Origin of the sequence: Moheibacter sp. (assembly GCF_049672845.1) — a bacterium.
Taxonomy (GTDB): domain Bacteria; phylum Bacteroidota; class Bacteroidia; order Flavobacteriales; family Weeksellaceae; genus Moheibacter.
Window position 1 is genome coordinate 218,477 of record NZ_JBATWT010000011.1, and the last position, 17,057, is coordinate 235,533.

Consider the following 17,057-nt stretch of genomic DNA (forward strand, 5'->3'; position numbering starts at 1 on the left):
ACGAATCTTAATAATTCTACTTTGTCACATTCAAAACCTCTTAATGTTTAATAATACTCAATTGATTCTGCCCCAGATTTCATAAATCGGGTCGCCTTTGGAACTCAATCCGCTGTGGTGCCATTTTCCGTCTTTCAATTCCCCATCGAACTGCAATGATGTGCCCACACGGGAATTATCTCTTGAGAAAAACTGAATTTTTTCGGTGTATTTTCCGCCTTCAAATGTATAAATTCCGCCTCCTGTTCCCGAAAAGCTCTTTTGGGAAGGATCAATCGCAAACCATTGAAAATAACCTCCCACCAAAAGTTTCAGCGTTTTTCGTTCGCCTCTTTGGTGAATCTCCTTCATTTCCCCGTCGATTTTCCTTCCCGTGATTTCCCAGGCACCGTCCAAATCCTGGGATTTATTTTGTTTTACCCATTTGTTTCCTTCGGAATCCGTGAAATCATCTCCATTGAATTTCAATGGAAAAACCAGTTGATTTCCTACTTCCGAACTGTCTTTATCATTGAATTCCAACGAAATAAGTAATTGGTTATTTTGAATTTGATAAGGCCCGCCCATTGCAGAAAGAAATTCATTGTCTTTGAATTGCGTCAGAGAAGAATAACCGTCCACAAACAACCAAAGCTGATGAACATCGTCTTTTTGCGTCAGATAAGCACCTTGGATTTGAATAGATTGAGCCTGAACGAAAATTCCAATGGAAATTAGAAAAATGAAGAAGACCTTTTTCATAAGCTTGATTTTAATTTACTAAAATAAGAAAATGATTTCAAAATATACTTAATTCGCTAAAAATCAGGAATTAATCATTTTCAAAAATTCCTCTTCCGTCAGGATTTTCACACTTCCAAGGGATTCTGCTTTTTTAAGTTTGCTTCCGGCTTTTTCTCCGGCAATTAAATAATTCAAATTTTTGCTTACACCTGAAATATTTTTCCCACCGTTTTGTTCGACTAATTTCTGGGCTTCTTCACGCGTAAACTGCGTCAAAGCCCCTGTGAATAGGAAAGTTTTTCCGTCTAAAACGTTCGAAGTTGGTTTGGACTCTTCACCTACTTCCATTTGAATTCCGGCTTGTTTCAGTCTTTGAATCATAATCCGGTTTTTCTCTTTTGAAAAGAATTCCTGAATGCTCCAGGCAATTTTTTCTCCGACATCATCCGTGTTTGACAATTCTTCGATTGTTGCATTCATCAGATTTTCCATCGAATGAAATTGTTTCGCAATTTTTTTGGCAACTGTTTCGCCTACATGACGAATCCCGATGGCATATAAAACCTTTTCAAAAGGAATCTTTTTGGAATCCTCGATGGCATCGATGATATTTTGAGCCGATTTATCGGCCATTCGATCTAACGGTAGAATCTGTTCTTTTGTCAAATCATAAAAATCGGCCACGTCCTTTACCAATCCGTTGTCATACAACAAAACAGCCGTTTCTCCGCCAATACTCGCCATATCCATGGCCTTTCTCGAAACATAATGTTCCATTCGACCTATGATTTGCGGTTTGCATCCGTCTTCGTTGGGACAGAAATGCTGGGCTTCACCTTCTTTTCTGACCAGTTCTGTTCCGCATTCCGGACAGTTTTTAATGAATTCAATCGGTTGAGAATCGGGTTGGCGCACATCAAAATTCACTTCCACGATTTTCGGGATGATTTCGCCTCCTTTTTCCACATAAACCATATCGCCGATTCTCACATCGAGTTTGTTGATGATGTCTTCATTGTGCAAGGAAGCCCGTTTTACAATGGTTCCACCCAAAGAAACCGGTTGGAGATTGGCAACAGGAGTGATGGCTCCGGTTCGTCCGACCTGATAAGAAATGCTCAATAATTCGGTTTCGGCTTTTTCAGCTTTGAATTTATAAGCCATGGCCCAACGCGGTGATTTGGCGGTATGTCCCAATTCTTCCTGTTGCGCAAAAGAATTGACTTTTACAACAATTCCATCGATTTCAAAAGGCAGATTTTTTCGTTCGCTGTCCCAATAATCAATGAAATTCAAAACTTCCTCCAAACCGGAACATAATTTTGCGGTATGCGGAATTTTAAATCCGTAAGATTCCGCCGATTTCAGCATATCCCATTGAGAATCAAAAGGTAAATTATTCCCAACGATGGTATAGAGATAACAATCCAGTTTACGTTTGGCGACTTCGCTACTGTCCTGTAATTTCAGACTTCCGCTTGCGGTATTTCTCGGATTGGCATAGAGTTCGAGTCCCAGTTCGGTACGTTCGGAATTGATGCGGTTAAATTCCTTATGCGGTAAAATGATTTCGCCACGAACATAAAATTTTGCCGGATAATCTCCCATTAATTTCAAGGGAACCGAACGAATGGTTTTGACATTGTGCGTAATTTCATCGCCCTGAAATCCATCGCCGCGTGTAACGGCTTGTTTGAGACGGCCGTTTTCGTATAAAATGGAAACCGAAGCACCGTCGTATTTTAATTCGCAGACAAATTCTACTTTTTCATCCAAAGCTTTTTCAATCCTTTTTTCCCAATCCTGTAAATCTTCAATCGAATAGGAATTATCCAGCGAATACATTCGATGTTCGTGAACAATGGTAGGAAAATTTTTTGTAATCGTACCACCCACGCGCTGAGTAGGCGAGTCGGGATCAAAGAATTCAGGATGAGTCGCTTCCAGTTTCTGTAATTCTTTCAATAATTGGTCGAATTCATAATCCGAAATTTTGGGTGTATCTAAAACGTAATAATTGTAATTGTGCTGATTGAGTTCTTCTCGGAGTGCCTGAATTTTGTCCTGAATATTCATTTAAAATTGGATTTAGACAAAGATAATTCTTCGAATTGATAAATTGAATAAATTGGGAATTTGAAAATAAAATTTCGAATGAATCTGTCAAATTAATTTTTCAATTTCTTGTCGGATCTGTTATTGCAAATTCCCTATCAAAATTTAATAATAAAAAAACCTCCAAGGTTTTTAAAACCTTGGAGGTAAAAATTATATATTATTAGATCAATCGAGATTTTCAATAATCATCGCAGAAGCACCTCCACCTCCGTTACAGATTCCGGCTCCACCGATTTTCCCTCCGTTTTGTTTCAAAACATTGATCAGGGTAACCAAGATTCGCGAACCGGAATTTCCAAGCGGATGTCCCAAAGAAACCGCTCCACCGTTCACATTGATTTTTGCCGTATCCAATCCCAAGATTTGTGTATTTACGATTCCCACTACGGAGAAAGCTTCGTTGAATTCCCAGAAATCAACATCAGAAGCCTTCAATCCTGCTTTTGCTAAAGCCACTGGTACAGCTTTCGCGGGAGCAGTTGTAAAGAATTCAGGTTCGTGTGCAGCATCGCCATAGGAAATAATTTTAGCCAAAGGTTTAAGACCCAGTTCGTCTGCTTTTTCTTTTGACATCAAAACCAATGCTGAAGCGCCGTCGTTCAAAGTTGAGGCATTGGCCGCTGTTACAGTTCCATCTTTTTCAAAAGCGGGACGAAGAGATGCGAATTTTTCAAAATTCGCCGATTTGAATTCCTCGTCTTCTGAAACGATGATCGCATCGCCTCTTCTTTGCGGAACTTCAACCGGAACGATTTCGTCTGCAAATTTTCCTGCTTTCCAGGCATTTGCTGTACGGGTATAAGATTCAATCGCAAAAGCATCCTGATCTTCTCTTGAAATATTGTGTTTTGCAGCAGTTGCATCTGCAGCAAATCCCATTGTTTTTTTGTTATAAGCATCCAAAAGTCCGTCCTGAATGATTCCGTCCAACTGAACTGCATTCCCGAATTTGGTTCCGGTACGGCCTGCCATATTGTAAAACGGCGTTTGGGACATACTTTCCATACCTCCGGCAACTACCACATCTGCATCGCCACAACGGATGGCTTGTGCAGCAAACATCACGGCTTTCATTCCTGAAGCACAAACTTTATTGACCGTAGTACAAGGAACGGAATTTGGCAATCCGGCTGCCAAAGCGGCCTGACGTGCAGGTGCCTGACCTTCGCCGGCCTGAAGCACATTTCCCATAAAAACTTCCTGGACCAATGAAGGATCTAAATTGATTTTGTTTAACGCTCCTTTGATGGCGGTTGCGCCCAATTGAACGGCTGGTATAGTGGATAATCCGCCTAGAAATGCCCCGATTGGTGTTCTAACGGCCGATACGATTACAACTTCTTTCATGTCTAAATATTTGTTTTGGTATTAAAAATTTCGGACTGCAATTTATGAAATTTGTTTGTGTTTTAAATGGTTTTGGGTGGGCATTTCAAAACGAGGTGTTTTTAATTGAAATCTCTCGAATGGAAGATAATCAGGGTTTTTTCATGACCAATAGGATTTTCATTTGTAAACAATTCCCCATTTTTTGTCAAGGGCGGCAAATTCTTCGGCTGTTTTGGGTTGCCAGGGCGTACCGACAGGCGAACCGAGTTCGCGGAAATATCCTTCAAATCCGGCAGGCGAATAACTAAAAACCATCGTCAAAGTTTCAGTGCCGGTGTTTGTGATTTTGTGCCAGGTACCTTTTGGAACCAAAGCGGCACTTCCTTCTTTCACTAGAAATTCCTGATCGTTGAGAATGAGCATTCCCTGACCGCGGTGAATGAAAATCAGTTCGTCTTCGTTCAGATGTTTGTGAAGCGGAATTCCTTCTCCGACGGCAATGAGTTCCGTGCATAAAGACATGGTTTCATTCCCAAATTTATCACGGGAAATATTGATGGTCAATGGTGAATTACGTGGTCCGATCCAATAGGTTTCACCTTCGCCGGCATGGACGACAACGGGTTTGCCATTTTGTGGCGAATAGGAAGAAAGAGTGGGCAAAATCAGCAACCCCGCCAATCCTGTAATTGATTTTTGTAGAAATTCTTTTCGAGTAGTTTTCATCGTATGAGCGTTTTACTGTTCTTACAAATTTATTCAATTGGAAAAAGCGATTGTTGAATTTTTGTGTTTTTTAATTTATAATGCTTGCGCCAGTGATAGTAGCGGCATCCTTTTCACATCGGAGCTTCGAGAGCCTCAGTTCCTGGTGCGAAAAGATATAGTGGATAGCACGGTCCCGTTGCGGTGAGATTTTAAATGGAATAATGAATCTGGAATCGCAACGGGAGGCGCCCCAATAAAATAAGAAAGAAACTTTGGGTGTATAAAACGGAGTTTCTTTACTTTTGTGCCTCACATAAAATTTTAAAAATGAATTTTGACAGAGAAAGGTTGCTTGCGGCAGCCGAAAACTATGGTACACCGCTGTACGTGTACGATTCGGAAAGAATGAGCGCTCAATATGAGCGAATGGTCAAGGCGTTTTCCTCTGTCAAGAAGCTGAAGTTGAATTATGCGTGCAAGGCCAATACGAATCTGAATATTTTGAAGTTTTTCAAAGGTTTGGGTTCAGGTTTGGATACGGTTTCGATTCAGGAGGTTTTGATCGGACTGAAAGCCGGATTTGAGCCTTCTGAAATAATTTATACGCCCAATGGTGTTTCTTTTGAGGAAATCAAAGAAGCGATGGAATTGGGTGTTAAAATCAACATCGATAATTTGTCGGTTTTGGAACATTTCGGACAGGAATTTCCAGAATATCCGGTCTGCATCCGTATCAATCCGCACATCATGGCGGGTGGAAATGCGAATATTTCAGTGGGACATATTGATTCGAAATTCGGGATTTCGATTCATCAGTTTCCATTGGCCAAACGGGTGATTGAAAATACCGGAATGCTTGTAAACGGTGTGCATATGCATACGGGATCAGATATTTTGGATGTGGATGTTTTTCTGCAGGGAGCCGAAATTTTATTTGATGTAGCGGCTGAATTAAAGGATTTGGAATATTTGGATTTCGGAAGTGGTTTCAAGGTGCCTTATTATCCGGGAGCCGACGAAACGGACATTGAATATCTGGGTGAACGTTTGAGTCATCGGTTTAATCGTTTTGAGAAAAAATACGGTCGAGAATTGATGTTAATGTTCGAGCCGGGGAAATATTTGGTAAGTGAAGCGGGATATTTTTTGGCTTCGGTCAATGTCATCAAACAAACGACTTCAACAGTTTTTGCGAGTGTGGACAGTGGTTTTAACCACTTAATTCGTCCGATGTTTTACAATGCGCATCATGAAATTTTGAATCTTTCCAATCCGGAAGGACGTCCACGATATTATACGGTGGTGGGATACATTTGCGAAACGGATACTTTTGGTTCGAATCGTAAAATAAATGAAATCAATGAAGGCGATGTCCTTTGTTTTCAAAATGCAGGTGCTTATTGTTTTTCGATGGCTTCGAATTACAATTCGCGTTTTCGTCCGGCTGAAGTATTGTTGACTGAGAATCAGGACTATCTCATCAGAAGAAGAGAAAGTTTGGAAGATTTATTGAATTCTACGATAGAAATTTCGATTTAGGTTTGCAGGTATAGTTTAAAAATCTATATATTTGCACCCACAAAATAGGGAACAGGCGACTGTTCACTTGGAGAAATGGCAGAGCGGTCGAATGCGGCGGTCTTGAAAACCGTTGAGGGTCACACCTCCGGGGGTTCGAATCCCTCTTTCTCCGCAAACGAAACCGATTGAGTAATCAATCGGTTTTTTTTTATTCGGAAATGTAGAAAGTGTACTTTCTAAAATGGACGAGTGAAAAAAATAATAGGATGTGAAACATCATCGGTTTCGTTTGCAAGGTCTCCATTTTTGGGATCAATGCAATTAATCCCTCTTTCTTATTTTCGAACGTATAATTCCTTTTGGATCAAACATTTTACTTCCCAACCAAAACCCATTCAATCAATTAAGAATTCCGAAATCACTGATTATGTTCCACCCAAATTAAATCAGAAGTTTGATAACCGATTTCTTCTGCGACTTTTAAATAATCCTTTTTGATTTCCTCGGGAATGGTGGTTTCGCGGGATAGAACCCAAAGGTATTTTAAGCTTTCTCCGGCAACCAAAGCATATTGGTATTCTTGGTCGATAGCAATCACATTATAACCCGAATAGAAAGGTCCGAAAAAGGAAACTTTCAGCATTCCGATGTTTTCTTCGCCTACAAATTTGGCTTTTCCATCGGCTTCGCGCCATTCCCTTTTTTCGTAGTCATAGCCACGGTTTACAACTTTTATGGAACCGTTTTCGTTCAGCGAATAATGAGCAGTGGTATTGTTCAGGCCTTCTTCGTATTTGAAATCGAGCCGGGCAATTTCATACCATTTCCCTAAATATTTATCTTTTTGGAATCCCTGAACAGCTTCTGCATTATCAGGAATTGTACTGCCACAAGAAATCAGCAGGAAGAATCCTGAGAGAATTGCAACCGGAAAGAAATTTTTTAATTTCATCTTTTTTGTTTTTCAATTCCGGCTATTTATTTGATGTCCAACGAAGTCTGATTGTTTCCGGAATTATTTTTATCAGGAATTTTCAAATCCAATTTTAATGCCATATTCAAGTTTTCAATAAACTGCGAAGCGAGGAGGGGAGACTCCAATTCAATGTTTTGATGCACAAAAAAATAGAGTTTCTGTAATCCTTGATTTTTCCAGATTTTAATTCGTTCCACCCATTCGTCCAATCGGTCATAATCTGATTTATGGTTTGCGCCCACATATCGGATGAAAGCCACCGGACTGGTCAGTCGCATGTGCATCATATCGCGTCTTCCGGCTGTATCCACAATGATGTTTGCCATATTTAGACTTTCGAGCAATGCACAAAATTCATTGTTGATTTTTTCGTCAGAAAACCATTCTTCATTGCGAACTTCCACGGCAAGCGGAAAACCTTTTGGGAAAGCTTCCAGCGCATTTTTTAGCCGATTAAAATCCTTGGGTTTAAAATTGTCGTGCAATTGCATAAAAGCCATCCCGAATTTTTCTTCGAAATTACTCACGGCATTTGCGAAATTCTGAATGGGTTCTTCTACGTTGATCAATCGTCGAAAATGCGTGATGATGTTGGGAACTTTCGGGAAGAATTGAAAACCTTCGGGCGTCTTGTTTTTCCAGGTTTGGACTTGTTGCCAATCAGGCATTTTATAAAAAGTAGCATTGAGTTCGATGGAATTGAACTGTGTGGAATAATAAGTCAATTCGTCCTTAGTTCCACGCGGATAAAACCCTTTCAAATCGGCACGATTCCATTTGGCACATCCCACAAAAGCTTCGAAATCATTTTCTTTTTTATGTTTCGAAAGAATTTTTTTCGTGTCGGGATGATCCTTTGGCAAACTGAAATCAACCAGCTCCGGATTTTCTACTTTTCCGAATTTCATTTTTTAAATTTTAAATCAAAGCGTTTCCCCCAGCCATTTGAAAAATTCCGTATGCCAGATGATAGAATTCTGCGGATTCAAAACCCAGTGATTTTCATCGGGAAAATACAGCAAACGGCTTTTTAAACCATGCAATTGCGCAGCTTGAAAAGCTTCCAATCCTTGTCCGATCGGCACTCGATAATCTTTTCCGCCCTGAATGATTAGAATCGGCGTATCCCATTTGTCCAACATATTACTCGGATCAAATTCCGTATAGGTTTTCACCGCATCTTTATTGTCTTTTTCCCAATAAGCTCCTCCGGCATCCCAGTTGGTAAACCAGAGTTCTTCTGTTGTTCCATACATGGATTTCAAGTTGAAAACTCCGTCATGCGCGATGAAAGATTTGAATCTTTTGTTGTGAATTCCGGCCAGATAAAACACCGAGTATCCGCCATAACTCGCACCCACTGCGCCCAAACGCTCTTTGTCCACATATTTTTCTTTGGCGACATCATCAATCGCCGACAAATAATCATCCATCACTTGTCCACCCCAGTCTTTGGAAATGGCTTCGTTCCATTCCACGCCATGTCCGGGCATTCCGCGACGGTTGGGAGCTACCACGATGTATCCATGAGCAGCCATGAGTTGGAAATTCCATCGGAAAGAATAAAACTGCGAAAGTGCGGATTGCGGTCCTCCTTGACAATAAAGCAAAGTCGGATATTTCTTATTCGGGTCGAAATCCGGCGGATAAATCACCCAGGTCACCATGTCTTTATTGTCAGTGGTTTTCACGATTCGTTTTTCAACTTTGCTCAATTTGATTTGGTCGTAAATGTTTTTATTCACATCGGTCAATTGGCTCATTTTTCCGTTTTTCAGGTTTACGGAATAAAGCTCGGAAGCGTGGTTCATATCGGTTCGGCTAACGATGAATTCCTCTCCAACTTGTCCCACCAATCCGGCTACATCAAATTGTCCGTCGGTAATTTGTTTGATTTCCAATGGTTTTTTGCTGTTGTTGGCCGGAACATAATCCACGGAAAATAGTTGAACCGTTCCGCCAATAGGTGCAGTAAAATAAATTTTTCTTCCGTCTTTATCCCATTTGAAACTGAAAACGGTTCCGTCCCAGTGTTGGGTCAAATTGGTTTTTAAACCATTAAAAAATACGACGATATCATTCTTATCCGCTTCGTAACCGTCACGCGCCATGCTCAAAAATGCCAATGCACCTTCTTTTGAAAATTCGGGATGGGTATCATAACCAAGCATTCCTTCTGTCAGGTTCTTGGTTATTCCCGATTGCAAGTCATATTCGTAAATATCTGTATTGGTGCTGGTTGCATATTCTTTTCCTTCCAATTTCTTGGCGACATAAAGAATTTTGGTTCCCTCGTTGTTCCAAGTAAAATCATCACTTCCGCCAAAAGGCATTTGCGGACTATGGTAAGGTTCGTCTTTGAGAATGTCAATTCCGTCCACTTCCGAATCTCCGTTCATTTTGAGAATCAGGTGATTGAAAGTTCCGTCATTCCATTTGTCCCAATGACGATAATACAAATCATTGAAAATGTAAACGTTGGATTCCTGAAGATTGGGGTATAAATCTTTTCCCAGTACTTTGTCTATTTTGACTTTTTCGATGTCAATTTTGCGCGTTCCATCAGGCGAAACAGATTTATCTGTAATTAAATCCGAATAATCCTTTATTTCCATCGGCGTGCCGCCTTTTACCGGAATCGTATATTTTTTGGTGGTTTTTTCTCCCTTTTCGACTTCATATTCGGTTATGGTGTAAATAATGTTTTTACCATCATCTGAAATCCCAACCGGAGAAAGGCGTTTCAGTTTCCATAAAAGTTCGGGTGTCATCATGTTTTGTGCAAATGTTGAAATGGTTAATCCAAAACAGAAAAGAATAAATAAACTCAGACGCTTCATATTTTTTAATTTGGATTCCAAATATAGGAAAACCATCTGCTTAAACTAAAAGGAATCGGTAATTTCATTTTTTAATAGAACGTATTGAGTGTTTTTTTGATTTTGGGAAATTGAGTTTCTTTGTAAAATGTATTCAAAAGAAGAAGCTTTTCAAATCCGTAAAAAATTCTGGACTTCCTTTGGTCGTTACATGAAACTTCAGTCGTCTGCAAGCGGAGAAGAAGTGAACTGGATCAACTATAAAACCGGCATCAAGGAACTGTATTTCAAAACCGATGTGGACAATAAATCGGCTAGAATTGCCATTGAGATTTCTTTGAAGGACAGGGAAATGCAAGAACTGATGTTTGAACAGTTTGAAGAATATCTTCCACTGTTTGAGTCCACAGTAGGCGAGGACTGGATTTGGTTCCGAAGTTTTTACGATGAAAACGGAAAGGAAATCAGCAAAATAGAGCTCCGGCTCGAAAAAGTCAGTATTTTCAGAGAAGAAAACTGGTCGGAAATCATTGGCTTTTTTAAAGAAAATCTTCTGAAACTTGATGAATTCTGGGACATAGTCAAAGATTCATTTGAAATTTTTAAATAGAATTCTTTTTAATTTTCCCAGTTCGCATTGCTTTAATTCCAAATTAAATCCTTAAAAAATTAATACATTTACCAACCCAAAAGCAGGATATGAACCGTTTTGATCTTTTGAAAAACCGGAATTTGAGCAAATGGATTGGATTTCTGTTTGCTTTCCTCATATTCGGCGCGACGGTTTGGTATTCCAATCAGTTTGTGCAACAGCTGAAAGTCGAGGAACAGCAAAAAATGGAAACCTACGCCAAAGCGGTTCAACTAATGGGTTCAGATGAATTACTGACTTCCGATGTTCAAAACCTGCTGATTGATATTGCTAACGGAAATACTACTATGCCGGTGGTTTTGTTGAGCGAATCCGGAGAACTGAATTCAGCATTGAATATCCCCGAAGATGACCAGGCAGATTCCCTGAAAATGGAGAGCATCATCAATCACATGAAACAGCTTCGTGATCCGATTTTGATTGATTTGGGCGAATTTGGCAAACAATACGTTTATTATGAAAATTCTCCTTTGCTCACGCGTTTGCAATATTATCCGATTATTCTGATTCTCGTCATTATCCTTTTTGTTTATTTCAGTTATTGGTATTTCAAAACCCTGAAAAATACGGAACAAAGTTTTTTGTGGGCGGGAATGGCAAAAGAAACCGCACATCAGATCGGTACACCTTTGTCGTCGCTGTTGGGTTGGGTGGAAATCCTTAAAATGGAAGAAATGGATCAGGAACCCGTTCTGGAAATCGAAAAAGATATTTACCGTCTCAACCAGATTACGGAACGTTTTTCCAAAATCGGTTCGCTTCCCGAACTTCAGCCGGCTAATCTGATTGAGGTGACAGAAGCTTCTGTCAATTATTTGCGCGACAGAATTTCCAAAAAAGTGGATTTGAGATTTAATTCCGATAAGGAAGAAATCAGAATTCCGCTCAACGTTGCACTCTACAGTTGGGTGATTGAAAATTTGGTGAAAAACTCTGTTGATGCTATGCAAAACAAAGGCGCCATCAATGTGTATGTGACCGATAAGGAAAATAGCGTAATTGTTTCGGTTGCCGATACCGGACCGGGAATGCCAAAAAAACTTCACAAACGAATCTTTGAACCGGGTTTTACCACCAAACAACGTGGTTGGGGATTGGGGCTTTCACTGGCCAAAAGAATCATTGAAAATTACCATAAAGGAAAGATTTTCGTGGCTAAATCTGATAAAGAATCGGGAACGGAAATTAGAATTCTGATGAGAAAACGGATGATTGAATAAAGAATGATTAAATAAAAGAATGATTGAATAAAAGAATTATTGAATTCTGAATAATTAGTAAATGAATTTTTTATTCGAATTAAATTCAAACAGAAATTTAGAATTCAGAATCCCAAAATAATTTTGGCAATCGTAAAATAAATCAGCACACTGAAAATATCGTTACTTGTGGAAATAAACGGACCCGTAGAAACAGCCGGATCAATTCCTCTTTTCTCCAAAAACAAAGGCACAAAAGTTCCCACTACTGCAGAAATAATGATAACGGTAAGCAACGCAAGGCAAATAGTCAGTGAAACCAAATAGTCAGTTCCAAACCATAAATGGCTGAAAAACAAGACGATAATAGCAAGTCCGAAACCGTTTAGAAGTCCCAATAAGAATTCTTTCCACACCATTTTCCAGATATCGCCTTTGATGGTTCCGTTGGCAAGTCCTTGCACCATAATCGCCGAAGATTGAATTCCTACGTTTCCGGCTGTGGACATGATAAGCGGAACAAAAAGCACCAAAATCTTGTATTTTTCCAGCGCTGTGTTAAATCCACCGATGATACTCGCTGCGCAAAGTCCGCCAAACATCCCGATTAACAACCACGGCAAACGTGCTTTGGTCAGCGTTAAAATACTGTCATCCGCATCAACGTTACTGGTAATACCCGCTGCCAACTGATAGTTTTCCTCAGCTTCTTCCCGAACCACGTCGAGAATATCGTCTACCGTAATTACGCCGAGAAGTCTTTTCAGTTCATCAACTACCGGAATTTCCGTAAGGTCATATTTTTGAATGAGATTGGCGACTTCCACATCTTTTTCGTCTGCTTTTACGTAGCGTACTTTATCGTTGAATAATTCTTCCAAAATCGTATTGGACGAAGTCGTCAGTAATTTTTTCAGACTGAGCGTGCCGAGCAAAACATTTTGGTCATCCACCACATAAATGGAATAAACCTCTTCCATGTCTTCGGCTTGTTTGCGCATTTCGCGCACCGCATTGATAACCGACCAATTTTTATTGACACTCACAAATTCTTTCCGCATCAGACCACCCGCAGAATCTTCGTCATAACGAAGTAAATCCACGATGTCCTGTGCTTGTTCCTTGTCTTCAATCTGCGCAATTACTTCATCCTGTTTGGATTCGGAAAGTTCCCCGATGATGTCCACCGCGTCGTCAGTGTCCATTTCGGGAATCAATTCTTCTGCAATTTCTTTGGCAGAGAACTGATTCAAAAGTTTCTTTCGGTCGTCTTCTTCAAGTTCAAGAAATACGTCGGCAGAAATATCTTTGTCAAGCAATGAAAGTAAAAAAGATTGCTTTTCGACATCAAGTTGGGAAAAGATTTCAGCAATATCAGCCGGATGCAACTCCGCTAGCATTTCGATTGCTTTTTTGGAATTTTGCTCCCGAATGCAGTCGGTCAGAACCGTTATAAAATCTTTGTTGATTTCTACATTCATCTGGCTATTTTGGAGGTTAAATCAATAAACTGTTCAACTGAAAGCTGTTCAGCGCGCAAGTTAAGTAAATTATCCTCAATTTTGTCTTCGTCGATGTTTAAACTTTTGAGAGCGTTACGCAGTGTTTTTCTTCTTTGGTTAAAGGCTAGTTTGACTACCGTGAAAAACAATTTTTCGTTTATTTCCAATTTTTCACGAAATCTTGTCAAGCGGATTACACCCGATTTTACCTTGGGTGGCGGATTGAAAACATTTTCATCTACAGTAAATAAATATTCGGCTTTGTAATAAGCTTGCGCCAAAACCGAAAGGATTCCGTAGATTTTAGAACCTTCTTTTGCACAGATTCTTTCTGCCACTTCTTTCTGAAACATTCCGGCCATTTCGGGAACCAAGTGTCGGTCTTCAATGACTTTGAAAACGATTTGGGTGGAAATATTGTAAGGAAAATTGCCAAGAATGCAAACCGACTGGTTATCGAACTTTTCCGCCAGATTCATTTTCAGGAAATCTTCTGCAAAAACCGGTAGTTCAGGATAGTTTTGATTCAGATATTCAACTGATTCTGTATCAATTTCAACAACCGAAATATTCTTTTTTTCCTGAATTAAATATTTGGTCAGCACGCCCATTCCGGGGCCGATTTCCAATACATTTTCATATCCGTTCCAACTCAATGCCTCCACAATCTGTCGGGCAATGTTTTCATCCTTCAAAAAATGCTGTCCTAAATGTTTTTTGGCTTTTACGCTCATTTTGCGAATTTAGTTATTTATGGCAGATGCAGAAAAAATTGATTTAATCCCATAAAAAAAAAGCCGCATCGGTTCAACCGAGACGGCTTTTTAATAAAGATTATGAGATTATTTTTTGATTAATTTTTTAGTGATTTTACCTTCCGAAGTATGAATCGTTACAACATAAACACCTGTTGGAAGACTGCTTACGTCAACTGTTCCACGTTGATTCTGTAAGTTCATAGTGGAAGTATAAACCGTTTTTCCGGTCATATCTTGAATAGAAACTTGGCTGTCACCATAAGACTTCTCAGTCAAAATATAAAATTCTCCACGAGTTGGATTTGGATAGAGGCTCAATTCTGAGTTGGTCAAATCAGAAACGCCCATCACATGGCTACAGTCCAAAACATCGGTTGGTGGCATATCAAAAGCTTCTACACCATCCATAACATTGTTTGCACTACCTTGAGAAGCACTGTAACCTAATCCTCTTTTTGCAAATGCTTTCCAGATGTGGCATTTATTTACACCTTCATTATTTACTTCGTCTGCTTGAAGGATGCCGTCACGTCCGGTAACAAACCCGGGGCCACAAGGCTGTAGTTTCATTCCGTCTGTAACCAGCTGCATAGCGAGGTTATTTCCCCCGGAACCATTGTAAATATCTGGATCAAATCCATATTCACCAATCAGCTCCCAAGTCATTTGCCAAAGCATTGTTGCCCAAACGTAACCAACTCCGTGCGGTACAGAAACTGATTTGATTCTGTCATAGGTGGCGTTGTTGATTGACATATTGGTAGAATATCGGGTTGGACGCAAACCGTTTCCTGTGTTAGGCTGGGAAAGGGCATAAGTTGCGATTCCTCTTCCGTCGGTTCCCTGATCACCAGGTTGCATAGTCATTACCAATGCAATGTAATCACTCCATCCTTCTCCCATTTGCTCCTGATTGTTCAGACATCCACTAGTATTTGGACCTCCTGTAAGACGATTGGAGATTCCATGTCCGTATTCGTGCGCTACGATTCCGTTGTCAAGTGAACCATCTTTATATCCGTCCCAATGTCCGTCTTTTGGAACTGAACCATTTAAAGTTGCTCCACTCAATACAGCATCAATGATTGGATTTCCATCGTTCATGCTAATCATTACCGCAGGAATATTGATGGTTGGGTCTTCGCCACCCATTACAATAGGTGCTCCTGCAACATTATTGACCATAACTACTGCTAATGCACCGGCGTTTTGGGCTTTTTTTACTTTTACCACAAAATCACAGTTTCCTCTTTTGATGAGGGCAATTTTTCCATTGATATTGGCAGCATTGGTGATGTTTTCACAACCGTCGTTGGCATCTGTTCCACCGCTTGCATTATCGTCAATCACTACTGCTAAATTTGCGGTGATAGGAGGGGAAGGAAGTCCGGGACCGAAACCGGCAAGTTCGCCGTTATAATTACCCTGGTGAGAACCGGCAGTATTGACAGAAAACAAATGACTATCTCCCTGATTGGAAGTCCACATAAACATAATCATATAAGGATTTCCTCCTTCGCCCGGTGTTCCAAACATGGCATTGTTCATCGAACCCAACGCTTCACCAGTCTGTCCGAAAGCATAAACTTCATCACCTCCGATTCCGCCATTGCCATAGTTGTTTACCTGAAAGTTTCCGGCCGCTTCGGTAAATCCATATTGGTACCAAACGTCATGCAGCATATTGTTCATGTAAAATAAATTGGTTGTTGAGGCATCAGGGCTTTCGTACATATTACGAGTAAAATCAATCGGAAAATCAAAATTAAGACCACTTCCGCCATCTGCAAATCCGGTAAAAGTATAAGAACCTCCATTGTAGAGCCAGTTAAGACCGGCACTGTTCTGATCATTTACGGCCGTTACGTTGTTTCCTTTCGTAAGTGTGGATTCAGGACCTGCAACTCCGTTGGTATCGTGCCAGCCAAAAGGTGAAGCTGTCGGGTCAGCCGGATTTACAACCATCGTTCTTTCTCCGAAAGAAGGTGCTTCAACCGGTAGTTCATAGACGCGGTATTGAGCATTGTCATTGGTTGTGGCAGCAGCATTAAATTGTTGTAGCAGCCATTCTACTTTTTCGCTTTTTTTATGTTCAGTCATGGGATTGTCAAATGCATTTTCTCCGAAACTACAACTCAGCAAATGATTGTGTTGACCATAGATCTGTCCGGTTTGTGCATTGGCAATCACTTCCATAATTTTCAGTTCGTTGTCGATTTTCATATTCAAATGAACAATCCAGGCAAGGTTGAGTTTTCCGTCTTCGGTCGGATAGTACATCAGGCTATTGGTGAAATTAGTGTTCAGAAAAGCTGTTTCGTCCAGGTTAAATCCTAAATTTTGGGCTATCATTCCCGCAAGGGTGTTGACATCTGAAACGGCTTGTTGGTTCCCTAATCGCTGTTGCGCATTTTTCTGAAAAGTTTCGGTCATATAAACAACTTTTCCGTCTTTCAGCGCAAAATTGGCAATCGCATTGTAAACTGGATATCCGCCGATGTTTTGCTGAACATAGGCATATTCTACATTTGTTTTCTCGTTGGTATAGTTAGTCTGAACCGTCAGGTCAGCAAAATCTGTAGCATTCAGCCCAAGTTTGTTGGCTTCTGTGCTCAGATAATTTTTGAGTGTGTTTAGCACCGGATTATTTTGTGCGAGGGTGAAATTCACCGACAAAACAGCCAGTAAAACACTTAGATAAAAATGTTTCATGTGTTAATTATTTTTGATTGAATTGATAAATATAGGAATT

Annotated in this window: 13 protein-coding genes and 1 tRNA gene; 4 read left to right on the plus strand and 10 right to left on the minus strand. The window is 40.1% G+C overall.

From position 1 onward, the window contains the following. Positions 1-57: 57 nt before the first annotated feature. The 4 genes from WBF63_RS05050 to WBF63_RS05065 all read right to left on the minus strand — a co-directional run bounded on the left by WBF63_RS05050 (position 58) and on the right by WBF63_RS05065 (position 4,896). On the minus strand, positions 58-741 hold the full coding sequence (locus tag WBF63_RS05050) for a hypothetical protein (RefSeq protein WP_424368613.1): 684 nt from the start codon (positions 739-741) through the stop codon (positions 58-60). Between the two features lie 63 nt (positions 742-804). Continuing rightward, positions 805-2,799: an NAD-dependent DNA ligase LigA gene (gene ligA / locus WBF63_RS05055; protein WP_424368614.1), complete on the minus strand. Its 1,995-nt coding sequence runs from the start codon at positions 2,797-2,799 to the stop codon at positions 805-807. Positions 2,800-3,006: 207 nt separating this feature from the next. Continuing rightward, on the minus strand, positions 3,007-4,188 hold the full coding sequence (locus tag WBF63_RS05060; protein ID WP_424368615.1) for an acetyl-CoA C-acyltransferase: 1,182 nt from the start codon (positions 4,186-4,188) through the stop codon (positions 3,007-3,009). 159 nt (positions 4,189-4,347) lie between these two features. Beyond that, on the minus strand, positions 4,348-4,896 hold the full coding sequence (locus WBF63_RS05065; protein ID WP_424368616.1) for a cupin domain-containing protein: 549 nt from the start codon (positions 4,894-4,896) through the stop codon (positions 4,348-4,350). A 309-nt stretch (positions 4,897-5,205) separates the two neighbouring features. Between WBF63_RS05065 and lysA the strand changes: the two genes are divergently transcribed. Next, a complete protein-coding gene (gene lysA, locus WBF63_RS05070) occupies positions 5,206-6,417 on the plus strand; it encodes a diaminopimelate decarboxylase (protein WP_424368617.1) in 1,212 nt (403 codons plus the stop codon). Between the two features lie 69 nt (positions 6,418-6,486). Beyond that, positions 6,487-6,571, plus strand: a tRNA-Ser gene (locus WBF63_RS05075). Positions 6,572-6,817: 246 nt separating this feature from the next. On the opposite strand, the gene WBF63_RS05080 is transcribed toward WBF63_RS05075, so the two are convergent. Genes WBF63_RS05080 through WBF63_RS05090 form a run of 3 tightly spaced genes read right to left on the minus strand, consistent with a single transcriptional unit; the run spans position 6,818 to position 10,215 of the window. Beyond that, positions 6,818-7,351 (minus strand): lipocalin family protein, encoded by a 534-nt coding sequence (locus WBF63_RS05080; RefSeq protein WP_424368618.1) that lies wholly within the window; start codon positions 7,349-7,351, stop codon positions 6,818-6,820. 26 nt (positions 7,352-7,377) lie between these two features. Then, positions 7,378-8,283, minus strand: a complete 906-nt coding sequence (locus WBF63_RS05085) for a DUF72 domain-containing protein (RefSeq protein ID WP_424368619.1) — start codon at positions 8,281-8,283, stop codon at positions 7,378-7,380. A gap of 15 nt (positions 8,284-8,298) precedes the next feature. After that, the gene (locus tag WBF63_RS05090; protein WP_424368620.1) at positions 8,299-10,215 is read right to left on the minus strand and encodes a S9 family peptidase; all 1,917 of its coding nucleotides are present in this window, start codon (positions 10,213-10,215) and stop codon (positions 8,299-8,301) included. 127 nt (positions 10,216-10,342) lie between these two features. Between WBF63_RS05090 and WBF63_RS05095 the strand changes: the two genes are divergently transcribed. Together WBF63_RS05095 and WBF63_RS05100 are read left to right on the plus strand one after the other, a co-directional pair. Then, positions 10,343-10,804, plus strand: a complete 462-nt coding sequence (locus WBF63_RS05095; protein ID WP_424368621.1) for a DUF4268 domain-containing protein — start codon at positions 10,343-10,345, stop codon at positions 10,802-10,804. A gap of 89 nt (positions 10,805-10,893) precedes the next feature. Further along, on the plus strand, positions 10,894-12,066 hold the full coding sequence (locus tag WBF63_RS05100) for a sensor histidine kinase (protein WP_424368622.1): 1,173 nt from the start codon (positions 10,894-10,896) through the stop codon (positions 12,064-12,066). 104 nt (positions 12,067-12,170) lie between these two features. On the opposite strand, the gene mgtE is transcribed toward WBF63_RS05100, so the two are convergent. The 3 genes from mgtE to WBF63_RS05115 all read right to left on the minus strand — a co-directional run bounded on the left by mgtE (position 12,171) and on the right by WBF63_RS05115 (position 17,017). Then, the gene (mgtE, locus tag WBF63_RS05105) at positions 12,171-13,526 is read right to left on the minus strand and encodes a magnesium transporter (protein WP_424368623.1); all 1,356 of its coding nucleotides are present in this window, start codon (positions 13,524-13,526) and stop codon (positions 12,171-12,173) included. Further along, complete coding sequence (rsmA, locus tag WBF63_RS05110) at positions 13,523-14,281, minus strand: 16S rRNA (adenine(1518)-N(6)/adenine(1519)-N(6))-dimethyltransferase RsmA (protein WP_424368624.1); 759 nt, start codon at positions 14,279-14,281, stop codon at positions 13,523-13,525. Before rsmA ends, mgtE begins: the two co-directional genes overlap by 4 nt. A 108-nt stretch (positions 14,282-14,389) precedes the next feature. Then, a complete protein-coding gene (locus WBF63_RS05115; RefSeq protein WP_424368625.1) occupies positions 14,390-17,017 on the minus strand; it encodes a T9SS-dependent M36 family metallopeptidase in 2,628 nt (875 codons plus the stop codon). Between the last annotated feature and the right edge of the window lie 40 nt (positions 17,018-17,057).

What these genes read in the sequence shown, in the direction of transcription:
- WBF63_RS05050 (WP_424368613.1), bottom strand. Translation starts at nt 741, where the DNA reads ATGAAAAAGGTCTTCTTCATTTTTCTAATTTCCATTGGAATTTTCGTT.
- ligA (WP_424368614.1), bottom strand. Translation starts at nt 2,799, where the DNA reads ATGAATATTCAGGACAAAATTCAGGCACTCCGAGAAGAACTCAATCAG.
- WBF63_RS05060 (WP_424368615.1), bottom strand. Translation starts at nt 4,188, where the DNA reads ATGAAAGAAGTTGTAATCGTATCGGCCGTTAGAACACCAATCGGGGCA.
- WBF63_RS05065 (WP_424368616.1), bottom strand. Translation starts at nt 4,896, where the DNA reads ATGAAAACTACTCGAAAAGAATTTCTACAAAAATCAATTACAGGATTG.
- lysA (WP_424368617.1), top strand. Translation starts at nt 5,206, where the DNA reads ATGAATTTTGACAGAGAAAGGTTGCTTGCGGCAGCCGAAAACTATGGT.
- WBF63_RS05080 (WP_424368618.1), bottom strand. Translation starts at nt 7,351, where the DNA reads ATGAAATTAAAAAATTTCTTTCCGGTTGCAATTCTCTCAGGATTCTTC.
- WBF63_RS05085 (WP_424368619.1), bottom strand. Translation starts at nt 8,283, where the DNA reads ATGAAATTCGGAAAAGTAGAAAATCCGGAGCTGGTTGATTTCAGTTTG.
- WBF63_RS05090 (WP_424368620.1), bottom strand. Translation starts at nt 10,215, where the DNA reads ATGAAGCGTCTGAGTTTATTTATTCTTTTCTGTTTTGGATTAACCATT.
- WBF63_RS05095 (WP_424368621.1), top strand. Translation starts at nt 10,343, where the DNA reads ATGTATTCAAAAGAAGAAGCTTTTCAAATCCGTAAAAAATTCTGGACT.
- WBF63_RS05100 (WP_424368622.1), top strand. Translation starts at nt 10,894, where the DNA reads ATGAACCGTTTTGATCTTTTGAAAAACCGGAATTTGAGCAAATGGATT.
- mgtE (WP_424368623.1), bottom strand. Translation starts at nt 13,526, where the DNA reads ATGAATGTAGAAATCAACAAAGATTTTATAACGGTTCTGACCGACTGC.
- rsmA (WP_424368624.1), bottom strand. Translation starts at nt 14,281, where the DNA reads ATGAGCGTAAAAGCCAAAAAACATTTAGGACAGCATTTTTTGAAGGAT.
- WBF63_RS05115 (WP_424368625.1), bottom strand. Translation starts at nt 17,017, where the DNA reads ATGAAACATTTTTATCTAAGTGTTTTACTGGCTGTTTTGTCGGTGAAT.